Below are 19,576 nucleotides of genomic sequence, written 5' to 3'. Positions count from 1 at the left end.
TCAACGCATTAAGATTGCTGCGCCGCTTTGATCCCGGTAATTTACCTCCTGTGAAATCAACCGGTTACTCAACCCAACAAAACAAATATAGCCGCCAAACACAGAATCGGGCGGAGGGATATTTCAATGAACACCACCAAGCAGAACAAGCCGCGCCGCCATTTGTTGGCTCTGGCTGTCCTGGCACTGACCCTGCCGATGGGTGCTGTGGCAGAAGCCGAAAGCGCTCTCGAAGCTACCAAAGAAAAGGAAGTAGAAAAGGCGGAAGCCCAATCCTGGGATATCAACAAGCCACCCTACGAATTCAAACCGATCCAGTTGGACACCCGCGAGACCACCTGGAGCAACCTGGATATCAGCCCAGATGGCAAAACCATCCTGTTCGATATGCTCGGCGATATCTACACAGTGCCGGTAGCAGGCGGCGAGGCGGTAGCCCTGACCAATGAAATCGCCTGGAATATGCAGCCGCGCTTCAGCCCGGATGGCAAGACCATCGTGTTTATCAGCGACCGTGACGGCGCCGACAACATCTGGTTGATGGATCGCAATGGCGACAACCTTCGCCAGCTCACGACAGAAAAGGAAAACTTGCTGCACTCACCTAACTGGAGCCCCGATGGCCAGTACCTGGTAGCGCGTAAAGGCTTTATGTCTGGCCGCAGTATCCCCGCCGGTGAAATCTGGATGTACCACTACGGTGGGGGTGAAGGTCGCCAACTGAAAGAGCGCATCGGTGGCGATATCGCCCAGAAAAATATTGCCGATCCAGCTTTCTCTCCAGATGGACGCTATGTCTATTACTCCATCGATACCACCCCCGGCACCGTGTGGAAGTACAACAAAAACTCCACCCAGGAAATTTTTGCCATCAACCGCTATGACCTCCAGGATGGTGAAGAGGAAACCTTTGTCTCCGGTCCCGGTGGCGCAGTGGCACCTGTACCATCCCCGGATGGCAGTAAACTGGCCTTTATTCGCCGCCAGGACAACCAAACCTCCCTGTTCCTGAAAGATTTGGACACAGGACTGGAAACACCGGTTTACTCCGGCCTCGAACGCGACCTGCAGGAAATCTTTGGGCCCCATGGCAACTACGTTCAATACGACTGGATGCCCGATGGTGAGTCATTGGTCGTTTGGACTGGCGGTAAATTCCTGCGCATCTCCATCAACGGCGACAGCGTCGCACCGATTGCGGCCCATGTGAAAGTTGAGAAACAGGTAGCGGATGCGGTGCGCTTCCCGGTAGACGTAGCGCCGGAAACCTTCGATGTGAAGATGATTCGCTGGGCGCAGAAATCCCCCAACGGCAAGCAGGTCGCTTTCCAGGCATTGGGCAAGATTTATATTCAGGATGTCGCCAGTGGTGAGCGTCGTCGTCTGACCCGCCAGGACGACCACTTTGAGTTCTATCCCAGCTGGTCCCGCGATGGTCGCGAGATCACCTATGTCTCTTGGGACGACCAAAACCTGGGCCATGTGAGGGTAGTTTCCGCTCGCAACGGTCGCGGTAAAAACATCACCAAGCAGCCGGGCCTGTACGTTGAACCAAGCTTTTCTCCAAGTGGTGACGCAGTGGCCTACCGTCGCTTTACCGGTGGCTATCTGCTCAGCCCTGAGTACTCCCTGGAGCCGGGCATTTACCTGGCAGACGCCGATGGCGACTGGCAGCGCCGGGTCGTAAAGTCCGGCTATGAGCCTCATTTCGGCGCCAGCGAAGATCGTATCTACTTCTCCGAGTACCAAAACGCTGACGGCGGCAAGCGCGTGCTGAAGAGCACCAACCTGGAAGGCAAGGATGAGCGCGAGCACCTGCACGGCGCTGAGATTACTTCCTTCCGCCTGTCTCCGGACGGCAAGTGGGTTGCCTTCACCCAGGACTTCAAAGCCTTTGTCGCGCCCTTTATGCATACCGGCAAATCCGAGGTTATCGGCCCCAATAGCAAAGCAGTCAAAGTCACCCAGGTATCCAAGCGCGCCGGTGAAAACCTGCATTGGTCTGCCGATAGCGATACTTTGGGCTGGGCACACGGCCCCAAACTGTTCGAGCGTGAACTGAAGGACGCCTTCGAATTTGTCGCCGGCGCTCCGGAGGAACTGCCAGAGCCAGTTTCTGAAGGCATCGACCTGAGCTTTGAACAGTCCTTCGACAATCGCGCAGGTCTCGTTGCCCTCACCGGCGGCAAGGTTGTCACTATGCGCGATGCGGAAAACACCCGTGAAATTATCGACAATGGTGTGGTTCTGTTCCGGGGCAACCGCATTATCGCCGTGGGACCCGCAGCGGAAGTGGAGATTCCCACCGAAGCGAAGCGTATCGATATCACCGGCAAAACCGTTTTACCGGGGCTGATTGACGCACATGCCCACGGTGCTCAGGGTCGCGAAGAAATTATCCCGCAGCAGAACTGGAACCTGTTCTCCAGCCTGGCATTTGGAGTGACTACTATTCACGACCCCTCCAATGACAGCAGCGAGATCTTCTCCGCCGCTGAAATGCAAAAGGCCGGCCTGATTACTGGGCCGCGTATTTTCTCCACCGGCACCATCCTCTATGGCGCCAAAGGTCCAGGCTACAAAGCCAAGATCAACTCCCTGGAGGACGCTCAGTTCCACGTGAACCGCCTCAAGGAAATGGGCGCCATCTCGGTGAAGAGCTACAACCAGCCCCGCCGCGACCAGCGCCAGCAAGTGCTGCAGGCAGCCCGCGAAGCCGGCATTATGGTAGTGCCCGAGGGCGGCGGTAAGTACCAGCACAATATGAACATGATTGTGGACGGGCACACCGGTATCGAGCACTCACTGCCGATCGCCAATGTCTACGGCGATGTGGAGCAGCTGTGGAGCCAAACCCAAGTGGGTTATACACCGACCTTCGTCGTGGCCTACGGCGGTCTCTGGGGTGAGGAGTACTGGTATGACCGCACGGAGGTATGGAAGAACGAGCGCCTGACCCGCTTTACCCCCGATTTTATCGTTAACCCCCGCTCTATCCGTCGCCCCACTGCGCCGGATGCCCACTACAACCACTTTAATGTGGCCCGTCAGGCCAAGCAGCTGCGCGACGAAGGTGTCACCGTACATATCGGCGCCCACGGCCAGCGCGAAGGGCTTGGAGCCCACTGGGAAATGTGGATGATGGAGCAGGGCGGCTTTACTCCCTGGGAAGCCTTCCGCGCCGGTACCATCGATGGTGCCCGCTACCTGGGTATGGACGGTGATATCGGCAGCATTGAGGCTGGTAAGCTGGCTGACCTGATCGTGGTTGACGGCAACCCCTTGGATAACCTGCGCCTGTCGGAGAACATTACCTACACGGTAATTAATGGCCGTGTGTTTGAGGCGGAAACCATGAACGAAGTAGGGGCTAGCGAACGCTTGGCATTCTTCCACGAACGCCTGCCTATCAGCGCTATGCCCGCTCCTACGGCAGAAGCGGTACAGGAGAAGATGGAACGCCACCACTGGGTACACTAACCTCAGGCACAAACTGAGATGCAAACAAAAGGCCGGGGACAAACCTCCCCGGCCTTTTTTGTATAAAGCCCTACCTGGTCCGGCGACGTCCTCCCAGCTTATGCCAGAGAATGGCGCGATAGATTGCGACTGGCAGTCTAAAGATTCCCGTAACCAACCACCAAAATGACTCATAGATGGCAATCGTCTGATCCACTAATGGATGATCCTGGTCGAGCCTTTCTGGATAGTGATCGTGTCGTAATATGCCTCGATGAAACAGAAATCTGCGTAAAGGCCGGCTCAGTCGCCAACTAAAAGACTTGGTTATACGGTTTAAGTTATCGGCGAGAAAGCTCTCAGAGGCTATCTTTTGCTGTGTGAGTAGTTCGAAATAGTGGCTTTTGGACTTATTTTCATTCTGCCAATCAGTATCAAAATCCATCTTTGTTAGCCAATCGCTTTCCCCGAATCCATCTATCTTGCGCAGATCCGATGTGTATTGAGGGATAGTTATCTGATTTTTAATGATGGCCTTGGAAATACGATATACATCAGCATTCATCCGGTCAGGGTTCTGCAGTTCCCGACTAAGCCTTTGCTGAAAGCCTGACCGAAATTTGAAATGGAGAAGATGAGCGCAATTTTTACTGAGAGGAACCGGCGTACATGAGTGGGTTGAACGTAAATATTGAAAACCCGTCCGCCAATAAACCAGCGGAATTTTATAGGATTTAACAAAGTAATCAGAAATACCAGATATTTGCGCTCTGGCTTTGGAGCGAATTTCAAAAAAAGGAAAAGCTAATATGCTTTTTTTCTTAAAGCTTTTATAAGATACATAGTTAGGCGTTGATTCGATTAACTCAGAAAGATTTCTTATGTCATATGTATTCCCTTGAAGGTTGTCACTAAAGAAATCTATTAGTGGAGTATATAGAGCAAAAGCTAATTCACTCTGCATAAGTTGAGTCGTAACCTTCAGTGAAGCTTTACCTGAAATTTCAGGTAACCAGAGAAATTCATCAGCATCTACCACAAGAGTCCATTTTCCCTGACAGTAGTCCCGGGCAATTCGGTTAACCCAATCTACACCTGCGTTAGCCTGGGGGTAGCCACAATCAACTTCGTATAGCTGGACATCATTCTGCTTCAGTAGATAGCTTACCGAGTTATCGCTACTTCCCGTATCCACCAGGTGGAAACATGTCACACCTAAAGACCGGTAGTGGTCGAGAAAAGCCGGGAGAATATCCAATTCATCACGGAAGATACAAATAAGGGGGAAGCGTGTTTCACTAGCAATTTCAATGTACTTAACTACTTTCAAACTTTCACCCTAGCGAATTTACGCAGCCTTCGAATCGTTCGCTTTAAAAGCCCTGGCTTATATTTTCCCCCTTTATTTTTTTTCGCTTCTTTTTGCTGTTTTCTTAGTAGTAGGAGACTTTTCTCTTCCGAGTCGAGCCCTTCAAGGTAAGGACTTATTTGCCTGAAATCTCCTTCTTCTTGAAGGTGATTTCTGGATTTCATAGAATTGTCACCGGTGCGATAGTAATATAAAGGATCAGGATAATAGGATACACTTTCCTTTGCTAAAATTAGCTTGCTATAGAATTCAATATCATCCTTACCTGTTCTATATCTCTCTGTATAACCTCCGTGATCTCTAAACTTAGTAGCTTTTATCAGACACGTCGCATCACCGACTATATTTACTTTCGTTGCCCAAGCTCTAGCTGGCCCCATAAAACGAATTTGAGTTCCGAGCTTACCTTCTGGAGTATTAGGTGCCCCCTTGCCGCTGAATCGGATAGAGCTACAGGTCAGGCAATCAATATCTGCAAAAGTTGCCGCGCAAACCAACTTATCTACCATTTCCGGCATCATGACATTGTCATCGTCAAAAAAAAGTAGATAATCTCCGCTTGCATTTTGTGCTGCAGTATTTCTAGCAGCCCCTACATATCGGTTTTCCTGGTATACAAACTGCCAGCCCTTCTTCTGATAGTGACTTTCTATAATTTCCAGCGCGTGTAGCGCTTCTTGTGAATGGCTACCATCATCAACCACAATAACTTCTATGTTCTTATAAGTCTGATCTTCAATGCTTTTTAACGCTTGATAGAGAAAGTCTGGACGCTCAAAATGAGTTACGCATATAGAAACTAAGGGATCATGTCTATTGGAAGATCGGGCGTTTTTAATAATTGAATGCTCTTGGCCATGCCATTTATTCCATACATCTAACGACTTCTTAAGCCTCTGGTGTTTTATACCCGGCGCAGGCAGTTTCTTTGCATGTAATTCTAACTTTCTCGCTAAAGCAATATGATTTGGCTTGAAGAGGATTTTTTTTCCATTTTCGTCATCAAGTAACTCTCGAGTACCACCAGTATCAGCAGCAATAAATGGTACTTTAGTTGCAAGGCATTCGTAGACAGAAATCGGGGAATTTTCTAACAAAGCTGGGATCACAGCCAAACGTCCTTCTCCACTCAAATACTCTACAGCCTGTATAGCATTACAATCACTTATAAATGAGACTTCTGTACTCCAATGCTTCTGGTTTTCCTCTATGAATTTTCGCGCATCAAATCGATAAGAGTGTCCTCCCAAAAAAGTAATCGATGGTAATCTAACCCCTCTTTTAGCAAGAGTGTTTAATGCATTCACAAAAAGAATGACCCCCTTGCGAGGCTCAAGCCGCCCAAAAAACACCCATTCTTTTGTCTCTAAATTACTATTTTTTATGGCTTCATTATCAGGTAATAGATCATCCAAAAATACATTTGGCCAATAGTAGCTGCGCTCAGGCAGGCGGTATTTATTATTTTCCATCCAGCAGACTAAATGCTGACTTCCACAGATCAGAGTATCTGCCATCTCGGCACTTCTGCGCTCCATAAATACCCACCCCAATTGCCGTTCCTCTTTAAGGAATTGTTGATTACCTTCAGCAGACCAGAGTGTTGGGGAAGAACCTTTAACAGCAAAATGTATATCTTGGAATGCAATACCAAGACTCTTGGCAAGTAACGCTATATAACCCATTCCACGCCATTCTGAAACATGGACAATATCAAAGCGATCATTTCGCTTGAGCCATTCATAGGCTGCATAGGGCATTGCCATAGTACGAGCCATTGTCGTTTTGGCTAGCGCTTGCGGTGCAACACCATGAAATTCAACATTGAGTTTTGCAAAAAATTTTTTTGTGATTTTCATTTTTACAGGATTTTTTGCTAAACCATTAACGAAACAGATGGTGACTTTGTGACCAGATCTCTGCAGAAAAATAGCCAAATGAAAGTAAGCCGTTCCAATACCACCATTTTTTATTGGACCAAACATATCCTCCGTTAGGATACAAATACGTTTAGATTTCTGAACAGCTTCAAGGCGTATATCCTCGTGAAGCTCTTTCATTATTCAAGCCACCTTAGATCGCGACTAACATTTGTTTAAGATAACGCAATCGGCCATTTCGTAAGACAAGTCCATTTTCCTTAACACGTACGGTAATTTCTGAGTTTTCCTGCTTTATTTCTGGGGTTAAAGAGAACCGGAATCCATACCAAGCTAGTTTCGGGTTTCGAGTACCGAAACGTTCCACATAACGATTCGCCGTGGTTTCAGCTACAATATTTCCGTTCACCTCTAAGACAATCACTAAATTTTTAGCTATATTGCTTCTATCCCATGCCCATCCCTCAAGAACCCGTGGATCGAGTGCAAATAGTTCTCGTGGTGGAATTGAACCTTTAATAGGTGAGCCGGTATATCCCTTGAATATGCGCTGCAAGGTAGTGCCAGATTTTTGAATCACAGCCTGAAAACTAAACTTGGGTTTAAATTCAGTTTCATTGATTTTTCCCTGCTCATGGATAATTTTTGCAATATCATGTTCAGGCTCATCCTTACCTTCTACTGTATAATCCTTGTCTACAAATTCTCCTACCTCTGCGTGATCTTGCCCATATAAAGTGGTATCTTCAGTATCTACCCCTTGAATGTTTTCAGGTGTGTTATTTTCTGATTTAGAGAAGAAACTCCAGGTATATTTTTGGTTAAATATCTCCTCAACAGCTACCTCATTAAGTATTGGGCTTCCAGAGATAGCTGCAAATACATTTTTAGAAAGTTTTATAACCCGTATAAAACGGGTGTAAGTCATTTCTTGATCTTCTAAAAGAAACTTAATATTAAATTTTTCTCCTTCTTCCCATTTATCTGGAATTGGGAATCTATGTAAAGTAAGTTCATTATCTTGTAGCTCCAAAGAAATTGACTGGGGCTCGCCATTAACTATTAATTGCCTATTTCCCGGACCTTTGGCTACACAGAGCAAATGGGAATTTCTCTCGTCCAAACCAACAACCACCCTCGGATTACGGTTTTTCATTTTACGAGGCCGGTCGGCATGTAAAAGCCACACAGGTTCCTCATCCAAACGATTCTTATCCCGATAAAGTGCTGGTCTTAATTTAGCTCCAATAGGCTGAGCTGAAGGAAGAAGGGCTAGTTTACGATAGGCAATATTATCATTTTCAATCAACGACATTGAGCGAAGGTAGACTGAGTTAGCGTTATTTCGAGATTCTTCCAATTCCTCTAAATAGTAATCACTCCGAAGATGGCACTCAGGAATAACCATCAATTCAAACCCAAATTCTTTGTTCGCCCTTAAAATATATTCTTGTACCAAACCGTAGCGAATATCATAAGGGAGTATTGACCCCACCTTGCTTGATACCAGTTTTGGGATACAAATAATATTTGTGCCTATTGCATTTCCAAAACTGATCTCAGACACGATATCTCCACCTATCGGCATTACCACCTTGTTTTCAGGTAGAGATAAAAAGCTAGTGATTATGAATTCATGATTTATTTGAAGAGCTTTGCGTAACTCACCACAAAATTTTCCACCTAATCGAGAGGATGTACCATCACAGAGAATGCAAGCATCTAGAGTACTTTCAGAAAGACTTTTTGCCAGTGCAATCCCTGCTGGAAATCCAATGAAATCCACCAAACTACAATTGAGACCGGCTTCCAATAGAAAGTTAGAAGCTCTCTCAGCAATATTTTCAAGATAGGGATCAATTAATAAAAATTTGATGGAGTCGGGTCTATCAACTAAAAGTGCCTCAGAAAATTCCATAACACTCTCAGTATCCCGCAATAGAACAACTACTTCTAGGGTCGGTAGCTCCATCTCATTAGAAACTGTTAAGGTGGGAAAGCCTGTAATCTTAGTGATCGCTTCAGCGCCACCATACTGCTTAAAAAGATCTGCTAAGTAGGCATGAAAACCATACCAAACTTGAAGGTTATAATTGTTATCAAAACTGGAATGCGCAATCCTATGCCCACTCTTCAGTACCTCTTCTAGCCTTTTCGCAAGCTCAAATGCGTAGGGTGCGATAAGACAACTTTCATGGTCTTCTTTTGCGATAAGCTCTGGAGTTCCCCCTACTCGCGTTGCAATAAAAGGAATATTATTCTCCAGTGTTTCATATACTGCCATGGTGGAGTTTTCAATCAGGGAGGGCATTACCGCTATCATATCCCTCGAACATAAAAACGAGAGAGCTTCCGGCTGGTTATAATCTGTGATGCAATTGACTTCAAAACTCCAACTAGATGCTTTTCGCTCAATATAGTCCGCAACCTTCTCATTGTTTTGATTAGGTAAGGCTTCACCATATTTACCTAGGAAATTAACTCTGGTAGGACAATTCCCCGTCCGCTCAAGTAAATCCAGAGCCGTACAAAAGAGCTCCAATCCCTTCCGCATTTCCAAACGACCAAAGAAGGTCAATTCGTTAGTGCGAACTATATCACCAGGCTTTCGATTAATGCGTTTATCATCAACAGGAACTTCAGAAAAATCGAGAATATTTGGCTGAACATAAGTTGATGTTGGCAGCTTATAGCCGACATAGCGCATAAAGCAAAGTAGGTGTGCGCTACCACCAATTACCATATCGGCAAATTCAACACATTTCTGCTCAGCAAAACTCGCTGGTAACAGCTCCCTTTTTACCAATGGCTGCATTTGATAATGACGATTCCAGAGGTGCGGGGACGATGTCTTTACAATAAATAAAGTATCTTTAAACGCCAAACCCAATTTCTTAACCATCAACGCATAAATTAATCCACCTCGCCATTCGGAAGTGTGGATAACATCAAAACGTCTCTGTTCAATTAACCATCGGTATGCCGCACTATATCGTCGCTGCCAACTCTGTGAGGGGCCGATAATTGTTTCATCCGAGTGCACCAAGTAGTGCAGTGAAACACCAAAATTGGAAAATTCCTCAACCCAATACTCAGGTGTTTCATTCTCAACCGTTTCACCCTTTAAGTAGAGCACATGTACTTCGTGCCCATGTGCTGCCAGTCCTTTCGCTAGGTGATAGTAGGTTGAAGCAATCCCTCCATTTCTCACCGGACCTAGGATTTCTTCTGTGGCTATACAAACTCTGAGCTTCTGGTCCGACTCAAAACCTGCATAAGTATTTAAATCAGGGAATGAATCTACTGAAAATTTGTCAATCTGCATTCTGTAGGGCCCTCTGCGAGAGGCTGGGCTTCAGAGCATCCTCCTTATTGACAAAGTAATCCCATGTAATTTGAATACCGTCCCTTAATGATACTTCCGGTCTAAAGCCCAAGTACTGTTTTGCTTTAGTAATATCGGTATAGTTATGACGTACTTCACCTGCTCTGAAAGGGTGGTTAACTATTTCAAGGTCTTCATGGCAGCCCGAGACATCCCTTAGTAAACTAATTACTTCGTTAATTGACGTTGGCTGGCCGCTGCCTAGCTGAAATACTCCATTTTCTCTCTTTTCCAGAGCCTTCATTATTCCCTGGCAGAGATCGCCTACAAAAATAAAGTCTCTAGTCTGATAGCCATCTCCGTAGACATCACAGACCTGTCCTTTCAGAATATTTTTTATAAAGGCTGCTATCACACTTCCCTTGTGAAGGGAAAGCGGACCATAAACATTAGAAAATCGTAAACAAGTTATTGATAGTCCATAGCTCTGAGAATATGCAGAACAGTAAGCTTCTGCTGCAGCCTTAGACGCACCATAAGCCGATGCGGGGTTCACCGGCATTAGTTCATGTACAGGTGGATCAGCTTCCCCAATGATCGCCCCACCTGTAGAAGCATTAATTAGATGTCTAACCTCATATCTTCGCATTGCTTCCAGAAGATTGACTGTCCCTTGTACATTTACTTCGAAGTTATAGACAGGATTATTTATTGAATTAATAACACGTGTATCTGCAGCTAAGTGTATAACAGCATCAGCATGTTTTACTGCCTCATCCACATCCCGCTGATTTCTAACATCTCCTCTAATAAATTTATGAGGTATGCCGGCTAATGCTGCGGTAGTGCCAGTGACCTCATTATCTAAAACTAAAATTTCGTCATATAAACTCAATGTATTGAGGTATTTGACTAAATTTGACCCTATAAATCCACATCCACCAGTAATAAGGATTCGCGTAGACATAGCTAAAGCTACCCACTAGGAAATGGTTTCAGTAACTTCACTAGTTTTTTCCCGATAGGAAATATCGGCAAGTTTATTACCTTGTGTCCAATAGGAAACGCAAGGTATTTTTGAATGATCAGCCCGATCTTGATATTGCATTGTTATATCTGTAATTTCCTGCAGAAGGCTATCTTTAATAAGAATCGGCTGCCATCCAAATGAACGAAGTAAATCATTTTTTACATTGAGATCATTTCTCTCTGCCTCCTTCCTCGGATTTGGCAGATAACTTATTTCACAGTCTGTCAGTGATTGAACTAATTGTGCAAGATCGGAAAGCGTTTGTGTTTCCGCCATCTGATTGAGAATCAGTGGCCGTTCACCGAGCTCCGGTGGATGTAAAAGTGCCTGCTCAATACATTTACAAGTATCAGAGATATGGATAAATGCACGAGTTTGACCACCTGTGCCATGAACAGTCAGTGGAAAACCGACAGTCGCTTGCATTAGAAATCTATTTAGGACTGTGCCGTAGTCCCCGTCATAATCAAAACGATTTATCAGGCGCTCATCCAGACTAGAGAGTTCAGTCTGTGTTCCCCAAACAATCCCCTGGTGAAGATCGGTAATACGAAGCCTGTCATTTTTCGCATAATACTGAAACATCTGCGAATCCATCGTCTTGGTCATATGGTAAATGGAGCCTGGATTAGGCGGATAAACGATAGAGTCTGAAATTTGACGATTATCAATTGTCTCTATTTTTACATCCAAGTAACCTTCAGGTATTGGTATGGGCTCCTCATGGCCGTAACCATATACACCCATTGTACCGAGGTGAACCAAGTGGATATCAAGCTGTGTCGCTACAATCGCATTGAGAATATTATGGGTACCACAAATGTTATTAGCGATAGTATAATTTTTAGTAGCGCTACTTTTCATCGAATAGGGGGCAGCACGCTGCTCACCAAAATGAACTATACTATCTGGTTTTTCCTCCTCTATTAGATTTACAAGATCGTTAAATTTCTGGGAAACATCCAACTCGACAAAGCGAATAACCTTTCCCGTTAACTCAAACCAGGTATCAATACGTTCTTTCAGTTCTCGAATCGGTGTTAATGACTTTACATTGAGTTCACTATCAATTTTTCTTCTAGAAAAATTGTCAATAATAATAACTTCATGACCTAAATTACTCAGATGTAATGAGGTTGGCCATCCACAAAAGCCATCGCCACCGACTATTATCAGTTTCAAAGAGCCACCTCCACAAGTTTTGCCAACCAGGCCGTTGGCAGATCAATTTATTCAGGGTTGAGGTGTTATCGTCTGCTGCTTAATTGGATAACGTGAATCTTACAAAATCCAATTTATAACACAGGCTTTACAGCTTTACCGATTATACGAGTTAGCATCCGCGCCAACTTTTACAGATTGCACCTTGAATAGTTTTCCCAGAGAAAATAAATTTATTATTTGACAGCTCCAACTTTCACATTTATGAATATTTTCATAATTTAAGAAAATCAATGCTAGCTGCGAGCATGTACTCAATAATAAGCAATCTTATTATATTTGATTTAAATCGAGCGCAACTGCACCTATTTGCAGCATGCAAGTCAATATCCACGCCAAAAAACCTGGTTACCATTACTTGGAAAATTAAATGTCTACTTTAGAAATCAATCAGCTGGATAATTTTGAACAAGGGAAGCAAGCTGCATTAGCTGGAGAAATAGACCTGGCAAGAGAGTTATTGCGTCCAATTGCCGATCTCAACCCTTTTCATCCGGCTACTTATTTTCTTTGCTATGCCGAATCAAAAAATGGTTCGATTCTAAATTGTGATAAATATGCGCTGACCTTCATATCAAGACATCCACACCATGTAGGTATGAGAATAATCTCCGCTATGCTAAATATAGCTAAAGGAGATATAGATCAAGCTGAAAAAGATATAAAAATAGCAATCAAGTGCAGTCCAGAACATAAACGAGCGCTAAAAGTCTTTGACCAAGTCAAACTGATACGAATCGAAAATAACGCCAGGGAAGCGATTGAAATTTTAGACACCTCCCGTTCTCACCCTGCATTTTCAAAACTTTCCCGCTCAAAAGCAGCAAAACAATTGAAGAAAATCGAGCCTTTAGAAGATTGGGACAATCATGAATTACAGGCTAAAATCGCATTTTTCCACAACTGCACTAATATACGCCACGCACTGAAGAATTTTGATTCTGACCTCATCACTAGTGCCGTTGAACTCGGCTACTGTTCATGGCCAAGAAAACTACATAAATATGTACAAGGGTGCAATGTTTTAGATGTCGGTTGTGGTTTTGGCGGCTATGCCATGGGCTACCTCTGTGCTGGGGCAAACAGTTATACCGGTGTAGACCCTGCAATGTCTTTAGACTCCAGGAGAGTTCGCAATAAAAGGATAAGAAAGTGGGTTAACGCGCCAATGTCCGGCCAGGACATCATGGATTTGATCCCGGATATTGATTTACGCCAGTGCTCTACCCGCGATCTCGTTGGTATAAAGACCTTTGATACGGTTTGCCTACACAATGTCACTGAGCACCTATTGGAAATTGAGGGTGTATTCGAGGATATTGCGGGGTTGTTATCGAAAGGAGGAAAAATTATATTTCTGCATCACAACTTTTATGGCTGGAGTGGGCACCATATGCCTCCTCATAATCCATCAGTTTTAGATGAAGGGAATCCAGATCATCTTAAGTTTTGTGATTGGAACCATATTAATATTGTTCGCCATTTGCCACATGATCACTATTTACACACACATCTAAATCGCATTCGAGTCGATGAATTGCGCGCATTAACACGTAAGTTTTTTAATATCGAAACCTGGGAACTACAGCCTTCCCATAGTAATGTTTTAGAACGTTTAACTCCGGAAATAGAGACCAGAGTAAGAGAGGAAATTCCTGATATTACACTGGATGAAATGAAGACAAATGTTGTTTTTTGTGTAGCTTACGCTAAGTAATTAATTTTATTTCCGGAGCAAAATAATGTACGAAATTGATGATGCGGAAATTGCAAGGGGTTGTTATGTACACCCAGAAATTTCATTTTCTAAAACCGAAGTTCCCCAGAGCGTATTTGAAACACCAGGAATGGTTTCGATTGCGGAGCGTAAATTACTATATTCACTAGCGTCAAAAAATTTCCAACAAAAAGGGTATATTGTTGATGCCGGAAGCTTTATGGGAGCGTCTGTGGTTTCTCTCGCACATGGGTTGATGAGTAACTCAGATTTTTCGAACAACAGAAACTCAAATATATTGGATAGTAAACCTATTAGTAGTTATGAATTGGGTTTTCTACCTAAACCTGTAAATGGTTCGGATCGTGTTTGGGAATGTGATTCACTAACCTATAAGTTTGGTGAATCTTTTGTTCCTATACTAGAAAATAGTATTTCTCCATTTCAATCATTGATTGAACTGAATATCGGTGATTTTAATGAGTTTTCCTGGCCTGATAATCCAATTGAAATTTGTTTCATTGATGTATGTAAAACTCAGAACCTAAATAAACATGTTTCAGCAGAGTTTATGCCAAAGCTTATTGAGCGCGAATCATTTTTCATTAATCAGGATTTTTTCTTTGATCGTTTACCATGGATTAAAGTAACCATGGGATATCTTGAAGATTATTTCGACTGGTATGGGCAAGTATTTTCAAGCTCAATCTATAAGTGTAAAAAACCAATTCCTAAGGAAGTAGCTGAATACGACCCATTCACCGAAGCTAGCCTAGAGGAATGCTTGAAGCTCCACGATAATCATCCTAAAGAACATCTAACAGATGCTCATAAATTAAGAATGTGCTTGTCTCGCTCATACCTTATTGCAATGAAAGGGGATAAAGATGAAGCACTAGATTATCTCAAAGTAGTTGAAAGTGATTATGAGCATATGATGGATGAAAATACTTCTATAGACAGAAATGATCGTTTTCGATTCAACAGAGCTGTCCGGCAAATAAAAAGCGGAATTTTTAGTTGAAAACTAGTATTTGGGATAAATCAAAAAGGTCAGGAATATAGTTTCTGACCTTTTAGTTCAAACAAAATATATTTAAATTTAAGCTGGGCTTATATTCATGTCTTTTTCCAAAGCTGCATCAAGTTCTTGAGCTCGTTGAAATGCTTTACGTTGAGATAAACGATTTACATACTCCTGATACTCTTCACGTCCATCTATAGTTCCAAACTGTAACCCCCACCCCAGCTGTGCACCAATATATACATCTGCTGCTGTAAAACGTTCTCCAACAATATACGGGTTTGATTTTATTGCACCAGATAGCGTATCTAGTGCAAGTTTATAATTACCGTAACCCAACATTTGCTGTTTATCTTTAGCCACATCTTCATCAAAGATATATTTATTCACAATGGCGGACTCTAGAGGTCCAGCCGAATAAAACATCCACCGGTAATAATTGGCACGCTCTTCGTTATTTATCGGAGACAAACCTGAATCGGAAAACACATCAGCCAAGTAGACACATATTGCTGCTGCTTCAGTTATTATTTTGTTGTCGTGCACTAGTGTTGGAACTTTCCCCATGGGATTCAAAGCAAGATACTCTAGCGATTTCATGTCTTCGCCATATTCAAGTACTTTGGTTTGATAGGGTACTGATATCTCCTCTAACATCCATCGAACAATACAGCCTCTCGACTGAGGATTCGTATAAAAGATGATTTCATTTGCCATGTCAATATCTCGAATTTATATGGAGACATAAATTTTAGCTAGGCTAGTATCATTTCTTCGAGAGATTTACATGTCAAGTTTGAGTAGAAGTACTACCTATTTGCTTGGACAATTCACTCGGCTAATTCAACGGTTATATTCTCTGGTCCCAAGAGAAAAGCTAATTTTTTATCTTGATACTCCAATATTCCGCTTCTTGTACTAATTCCTTGCTTCGATAAATACTCTAAAGCTTCATTCAAATTATCTACCTTTAAACACAGATGGTTATAACCGGGCCTTGCCAAGTCAATTAGTGATGGATTAGTTTTAACCACTGGATTTCGGTAGTGAAGTAGCTGTATCTCAAATTTCGGAGATGACTGCTTTAGTACCATCGTAAAGTGATCTGCTTCTACATTATCCACCTGGAGATACCGTGACGCTTTCTCGCCAGTTAGAAAGTTTTTGAGTAGAAGCTCAAAACCCAGCAATTCAAAAAAGCTGACACTTTCCTCTAATTTCGTAACAACTACTGTTACGTGATCTGGATGTTTAAACATGGATTGAGAGCCTTCAATCTAGATTTAAGTACAAGTTTAGATGGAATTTATTAAGTTTTTTACAAATACAAGATATACAAATCAAATTTCTGTATTTTTAAGTAGGTTATTACTCAATATATAAGTTAATTTGTTGTTTTGTATTCCAGCTCTTCTAGAGACAATCGAAATAAATTTGTCACATTATCTTTCAAATGCTAAATATGTAGGTTTGCTTATTATTTTAACGGAGTGAATTGGTGGTCGAATATTTATCCTTAAGCAGCAATATAAAGTCCAATGTAGCTAAATTATTTCTATTACTCTCAGCCTCTAGCAACTTTGTTTATGCAGAGACAACTATATTTCAAGGTGACATACTTCATTTTACTTCCGACCCGGCGAAGACTAGTAAAGCTTATGAGTATATTGAGGATGGCGGATTAATTGTCAAAGATGGAATAATTGCCGGGATAATTTCTGAAGAAGAAATTTCGGTAAAAAAAAGAGGCGCAGAGATTGTAGATTATCGCGGCAAGTTAATACTTCCCGGCTTTATCGATTCTCATATTCACTATCCACAGACGGGAATGATTGCGGCTCATGGTGAGCAATTATTAGAGTGGCTTAAAGAATACACCTTTCCAACTGAAAGGAAATTTTTCGATAAAGAACATGCAAAGGAGGTTGCAGAGTTCTTTATTAGTCAGTTACTAAAGAATGGCACAACATCAGCACTTGTATTTGGTACCGTTCACCCAGAGTCTGTAGATGCTCTCTTTGAAGTTGCTCAACGAGAGAACATGCGACTAATTGCAGGTAAGGTGCTGATGGATCGCAATGCGCCAGAATACCTGCAAGATACACCGCAAAGTGCCTATTCCGATAGCAAGAAACTGATCGAACGTTGGCATAATAAGGATCGATTGAGCTATGCCATTACTCCAAGATTTGCCCCGACAAGTACTCCTGAGCAGCTTAAGCAGGCAGCTAAGTTACTAGATGAATATCCCGATGTGTATATGCATACCCATGTTTCCGAAAATAAGGATGAAATTAATTGGGTAAAATCATTGTTCCCAGAAGCAAATAGTTATCTTGATGTTTATAACATATATGGATTAAATCGGGACCACTCAGTGTTTGCTCATGGTATTTACCTGGATGACAAAGAGATGGAAAGTATGGCTTCTGTCGGCAGCGCTATTGCTTTTTGCCCAACGTCTAATCTGTTTCTAGGGAGCGGATTATTCCCGCTTAATAGAGGTGAAGAAATCAATGTTAGCGTGGGCCTGGGAACCGATGTGGGAGCCGGCACCAGTTTCTCTATGTTAGAGACTATGGATGAGGCCTATAAGGTAGTTCAGCTGCAAAAGTCGATTGGAAATAACAACAATATAAAGACACTCTCTCCGCTAAAAGCTTTCTATCTTGCAACCTTAGGATCTGCAAAAGCATTAGATATCGATGACAAAGTTGGAAACTTTGAAAAAGGAAAAGAAGCAGATTTTATTGTCATTGATTTAAAATCAACTGATTTAATGGATTTTAGAATGAAGTCTGTAAAGACACTTGAAGAAAAACTATTTGCCCTGCAGGTTCTTGGTGATGATAGAGCTATATACAGCACTTACATAATGGGTGATAAAAAATAGTTTATCTGGTGTTTGATATCGCGTGACCTATTTTTCGATACTCTTCTTGTACTCGCTCGAGATTGTCAACCCCAAGGTAGTAGTCGTCTTTGCCAAAAATGCTCTCCCAAACAAAGGGATAAATGGCGATAACCTTGGGGTTTGCTATTGCAAAATCATAAGCTTGCTTTGCCTGGCTGATTAATTGTGATTCAGAAATACTACCGAAACCTCTATTCGAGGTTTTAAATGCTCTTGGAATTAAATAATATTTAACATCTAAATGTGATGTTTTAACCATTAGCTTTTCTACTAGTTGTTGTTGAAAACTCTCTCCTACATAGTAATTTACAGCAAATAAATTATATTTTTTAGGAATTATTTTTTTGAAATTTGACTTCCTAACTGTTTCATTCATAAATGTAATTGCTCTTTTTGCTTTAGGAAAGCTTTCTTTCACTAATTGAGCAATTTCTTCTAGATATAGCTTTAGTGTTTGGTTATTTAATTTTGAGCGATGGAAAGGTTCATCTAATGGATCAAACGCTATAATAATATCACTAAATGGCTCTAATCGTTTCCTTGCTAGTTCCCACCGTTCCAAATAATCCGCTCGCTTCCTATAGGTCGGATAACCATCAAAGAATATCGGAGCTATTTGTACCCATATCTTTAGTCCATGACTTCTTGCGGCCTTCATAATATCTATTTCATTGTAATAGACGTCAACAAACGTTGTAAATTGCGATACCTCAGCAATTTCATCGACAGTCCATCCGGAATGAAAGAAACCAAACTCCACCAAGTGTTCAGGCACATTATTTTCAGGATCTACATATATAGGGGAGGTGATACTTCCGTGAATTAGTAACGCTCTAGGGGACTTTAGATTTTCAGCTGTAGTAGGTTTGTTACTAGCTTTAATAGAGGCCGTAGCTACTGTGTTAGAGCTAGCTATCAGAAGGGCAAACGTAAAAAGCAAATATGCGACAGTTAACATCCATTTCATAACTGATAGCTTCTTTAATCCATAAATATACAACCATCACTTGTAACTATAGTCGTTAGAAAGTGTGCGCAGGGTGGCGAGTGGCGAGTGGCGAGTGGCGAGTGGCGAGTGGCGAGTGGCGAGTGGCGAGTGGCGAGTGGCGAGTGGCTATTGGAGTTTCCAGAAGAATAAAAAAAAGCAGCCGAAGCTGCTTTTTTGTCGCCTGGAAACAGGCCTTACGAGAAGGTAAGAACTGTTTACTTACCGGCCGCCTTGCGAATTGCCTGCAGGGTACGCAGACGCGCTTCGGCTTCGGCCAGCTGGGCTGAGATGCGCGCGTAGTCGACCTCAGACGGCGCCTTGTGCAGGGCGTGTTCCGCTTCTTCGCGGGCCTTCTGCGCGGCGTCTTCATCAATCTCACGTTCGGCTACATCAGCGAGGATAGTCACCATATTAGGTTGTACCTCGGCGTAGCCACCGCTGACGAACAGTACTTCCTCTTCACCACCGGGCTTGATGATGCGCACCGGACCGGCTTTCAGAGCGGTGAGCAACTGAGCGTGACCGTAGGAGAGACCCAGCTCACCCTCGATACCACTCACAATCACCATCTCTACCAGTCCGGAGAAGAGAGACTGCTCGGCGCTGACAATGTCACAATGTACTGTCATGGCCATAGTATATGCCTCTC

The 19,576-nt window shown here is 43.1% G+C and carries 13 protein-coding genes; 4 read left to right on the top strand and 9 right to left on the bottom strand.

Translation table 11 applies throughout. The annotated features are described in order from the left end of the window. The first annotated feature begins 126 nt into the window (after positions 1 to 126). Positions 127 to 3,480, top strand: coding sequence for an amidohydrolase family protein (locus ACJJIW_RS06460; protein WP_444936945.1), 3,354 nt, complete (start codon positions 127 to 129; stop codon positions 3,478 to 3,480). Positions 3,481 to 3,550: 70 nt separating this feature from the next. Here the strand turns inward: ACJJIW_RS06460 and ACJJIW_RS06455 are convergent, their stop codons facing one another. The 5 genes from ACJJIW_RS06455 to ACJJIW_RS06435 are packed head-to-tail and all read right to left on the bottom strand — an operon-like array spanning position 3,551 to position 12,245. Further along, complete coding sequence (locus ACJJIW_RS06455) at positions 3,551 to 4,789, bottom strand: glycosyltransferase family 2 protein (protein WP_444936944.1); 1,239 nt, start codon at positions 4,787 to 4,789, stop codon at positions 3,551 to 3,553. Further along, on the bottom strand, positions 4,786 to 6,888 hold the full coding sequence (locus tag ACJJIW_RS06450) for a glycosyltransferase (RefSeq protein WP_444936943.1): 2,103 nt from the start codon (positions 6,886 to 6,888) through the stop codon (positions 4,786 to 4,788). The genes ACJJIW_RS06455 and ACJJIW_RS06450 overlap by 4 nt, the downstream gene beginning before the upstream one ends. 13 nt (positions 6,889 to 6,901) lie before the next feature. Continuing rightward, complete coding sequence (locus tag ACJJIW_RS06445) at positions 6,902 to 10,033, bottom strand: glycosyltransferase family 4 protein (protein ID WP_444936942.1); 3,132 nt, start codon at positions 10,031 to 10,033, stop codon at positions 6,902 to 6,904. After that, on the bottom strand, positions 10,023 to 11,000 hold the full coding sequence (locus tag ACJJIW_RS06440) for an NAD-dependent epimerase/dehydratase family protein (protein WP_444936941.1): 978 nt from the start codon (positions 10,998 to 11,000) through the stop codon (positions 10,023 to 10,025). Before ACJJIW_RS06440 ends, ACJJIW_RS06445 begins: the two co-directional genes overlap by 11 nt. 15 nt (positions 11,001 to 11,015) lie before the next feature. After that, positions 11,016 to 12,245 (bottom strand): NAD-dependent epimerase/dehydratase family protein, encoded by a 1,230-nt coding sequence (locus ACJJIW_RS06435; protein WP_444892415.1) that lies wholly within the window; start codon positions 12,243 to 12,245, stop codon positions 11,016 to 11,018. Positions 12,246 to 12,654: 409 nt separating this feature from the next. Between ACJJIW_RS06435 and ACJJIW_RS06430 the strand changes: the two genes are divergently transcribed. Beyond that, the gene (locus ACJJIW_RS06430) at positions 12,655 to 14,001 is read left to right on the top strand and encodes a methyltransferase (RefSeq protein WP_444892416.1); all 1,347 of its coding nucleotides are present in this window, start codon (positions 12,655 to 12,657) and stop codon (positions 13,999 to 14,001) included. 25 nt (positions 14,002 to 14,026) lie between these two features. After that, the gene (locus tag ACJJIW_RS06425) at positions 14,027 to 15,025 is read left to right on the top strand and encodes a hypothetical protein (protein ID WP_444936940.1); all 999 of its coding nucleotides are present in this window, start codon (positions 14,027 to 14,029) and stop codon (positions 15,023 to 15,025) included. Between the two features lie 78 nt (positions 15,026 to 15,103). Here ACJJIW_RS06425 and ACJJIW_RS06420 read toward each other — a convergent pair whose 3' ends face one another. Together ACJJIW_RS06420 and ACJJIW_RS06415 are read right to left on the bottom strand one after the other, a co-directional pair. Further along, on the bottom strand, positions 15,104 to 15,742 hold the full coding sequence (locus ACJJIW_RS06420) for a glutathione S-transferase family protein (protein ID WP_444936939.1): 639 nt from the start codon (positions 15,740 to 15,742) through the stop codon (positions 15,104 to 15,106). A 113-nt stretch (positions 15,743 to 15,855) separates the two neighbouring features. Continuing rightward, the gene (locus ACJJIW_RS06415) at positions 15,856 to 16,284 is read right to left on the bottom strand and encodes a VOC family protein (protein ID WP_282930577.1); all 429 of its coding nucleotides are present in this window, start codon (positions 16,282 to 16,284) and stop codon (positions 15,856 to 15,858) included. Between the two features lie 239 nt (positions 16,285 to 16,523). On the opposite strand from ACJJIW_RS06415, the gene guaD reads away from it, so the two are divergent. After that, positions 16,524 to 17,918, top strand: coding sequence for a guanine deaminase (gene guaD / locus ACJJIW_RS06410; RefSeq protein ID WP_444936938.1), 1,395 nt, complete (start codon positions 16,524 to 16,526; stop codon positions 17,916 to 17,918). A gap of 1 nt (position 17,919) precedes the next feature. Here guaD and ACJJIW_RS06405 read toward each other — a convergent pair whose 3' ends face one another. Together ACJJIW_RS06405 and ACJJIW_RS06400 are read right to left on the bottom strand one after the other, a co-directional pair. Beyond that, a complete protein-coding gene (locus ACJJIW_RS06405; RefSeq protein WP_444936937.1) occupies positions 17,920 to 18,906 on the bottom strand; it encodes a hypothetical protein in 987 nt (328 codons plus the stop codon). A gap of 236 nt (positions 18,907 to 19,142) precedes the next feature. Beyond that, entirely contained in the window at positions 19,143 to 19,562 is a 420-nt protein-coding gene (locus ACJJIW_RS06400) for a F0F1 ATP synthase subunit epsilon (RefSeq protein ID WP_108735087.1), read from the bottom strand. Positions 19,563 to 19,576 lie beyond the last annotated feature (14 nt).

Source organism: Microbulbifer maximicatervae (SeqCode) (assembly GCF_052467815.1).
This window is presented reverse-complemented; position numbering and strand designations above follow the sequence as displayed.

Coding starts and splice junctions, on each gene's coding strand:
- ACJJIW_RS06460 (WP_444936945.1), top strand. CDS start 127: ATGAACACCACCAAGCAGAACAAGCCGCGCCGCCATTTGTTGGCTCTG.
- ACJJIW_RS06450 (WP_444936943.1), bottom strand. CDS start 6,888: ATGAAAGAGCTTCACGAGGATATACGCCTTGAAGCTGTTCAGAAATCT.
- ACJJIW_RS06445 (WP_444936942.1), bottom strand. CDS start 10,033: ATGCAGATTGACAAATTTTCAGTAGATTCATTCCCTGATTTAAATACT.
- ACJJIW_RS06440 (WP_444936941.1), bottom strand. CDS start 11,000: ATGTCTACGCGAATCCTTATTACTGGTGGATGTGGATTTATAGGGTCA.
- ACJJIW_RS06430 (WP_444892416.1), top strand. CDS start 12,655: ATGTCTACTTTAGAAATCAATCAGCTGGATAATTTTGAACAAGGGAAG.
- ACJJIW_RS06425 (WP_444936940.1), top strand. CDS start 14,027: ATGTACGAAATTGATGATGCGGAAATTGCAAGGGGTTGTTATGTACAC.
- ACJJIW_RS06420 (WP_444936939.1), bottom strand. CDS start 15,742: ATGGCAAATGAAATCATCTTTTATACGAATCCTCAGTCGAGAGGCTGT.
- ACJJIW_RS06415 (WP_282930577.1), bottom strand. CDS start 16,284: ATGTTTAAACATCCAGATCACGTAACAGTAGTTGTTACGAAATTAGAG.
- ACJJIW_RS06405 (WP_444936937.1), bottom strand. CDS start 18,906: ATGAAATGGATGTTAACTGTCGCATATTTGCTTTTTACGTTTGCCCTT.
- ACJJIW_RS06400 (WP_108735087.1), bottom strand. CDS start 19,562: ATGGCCATGACAGTACATTGTGACATTGTCAGCGCCGAGCAGTCTCTC.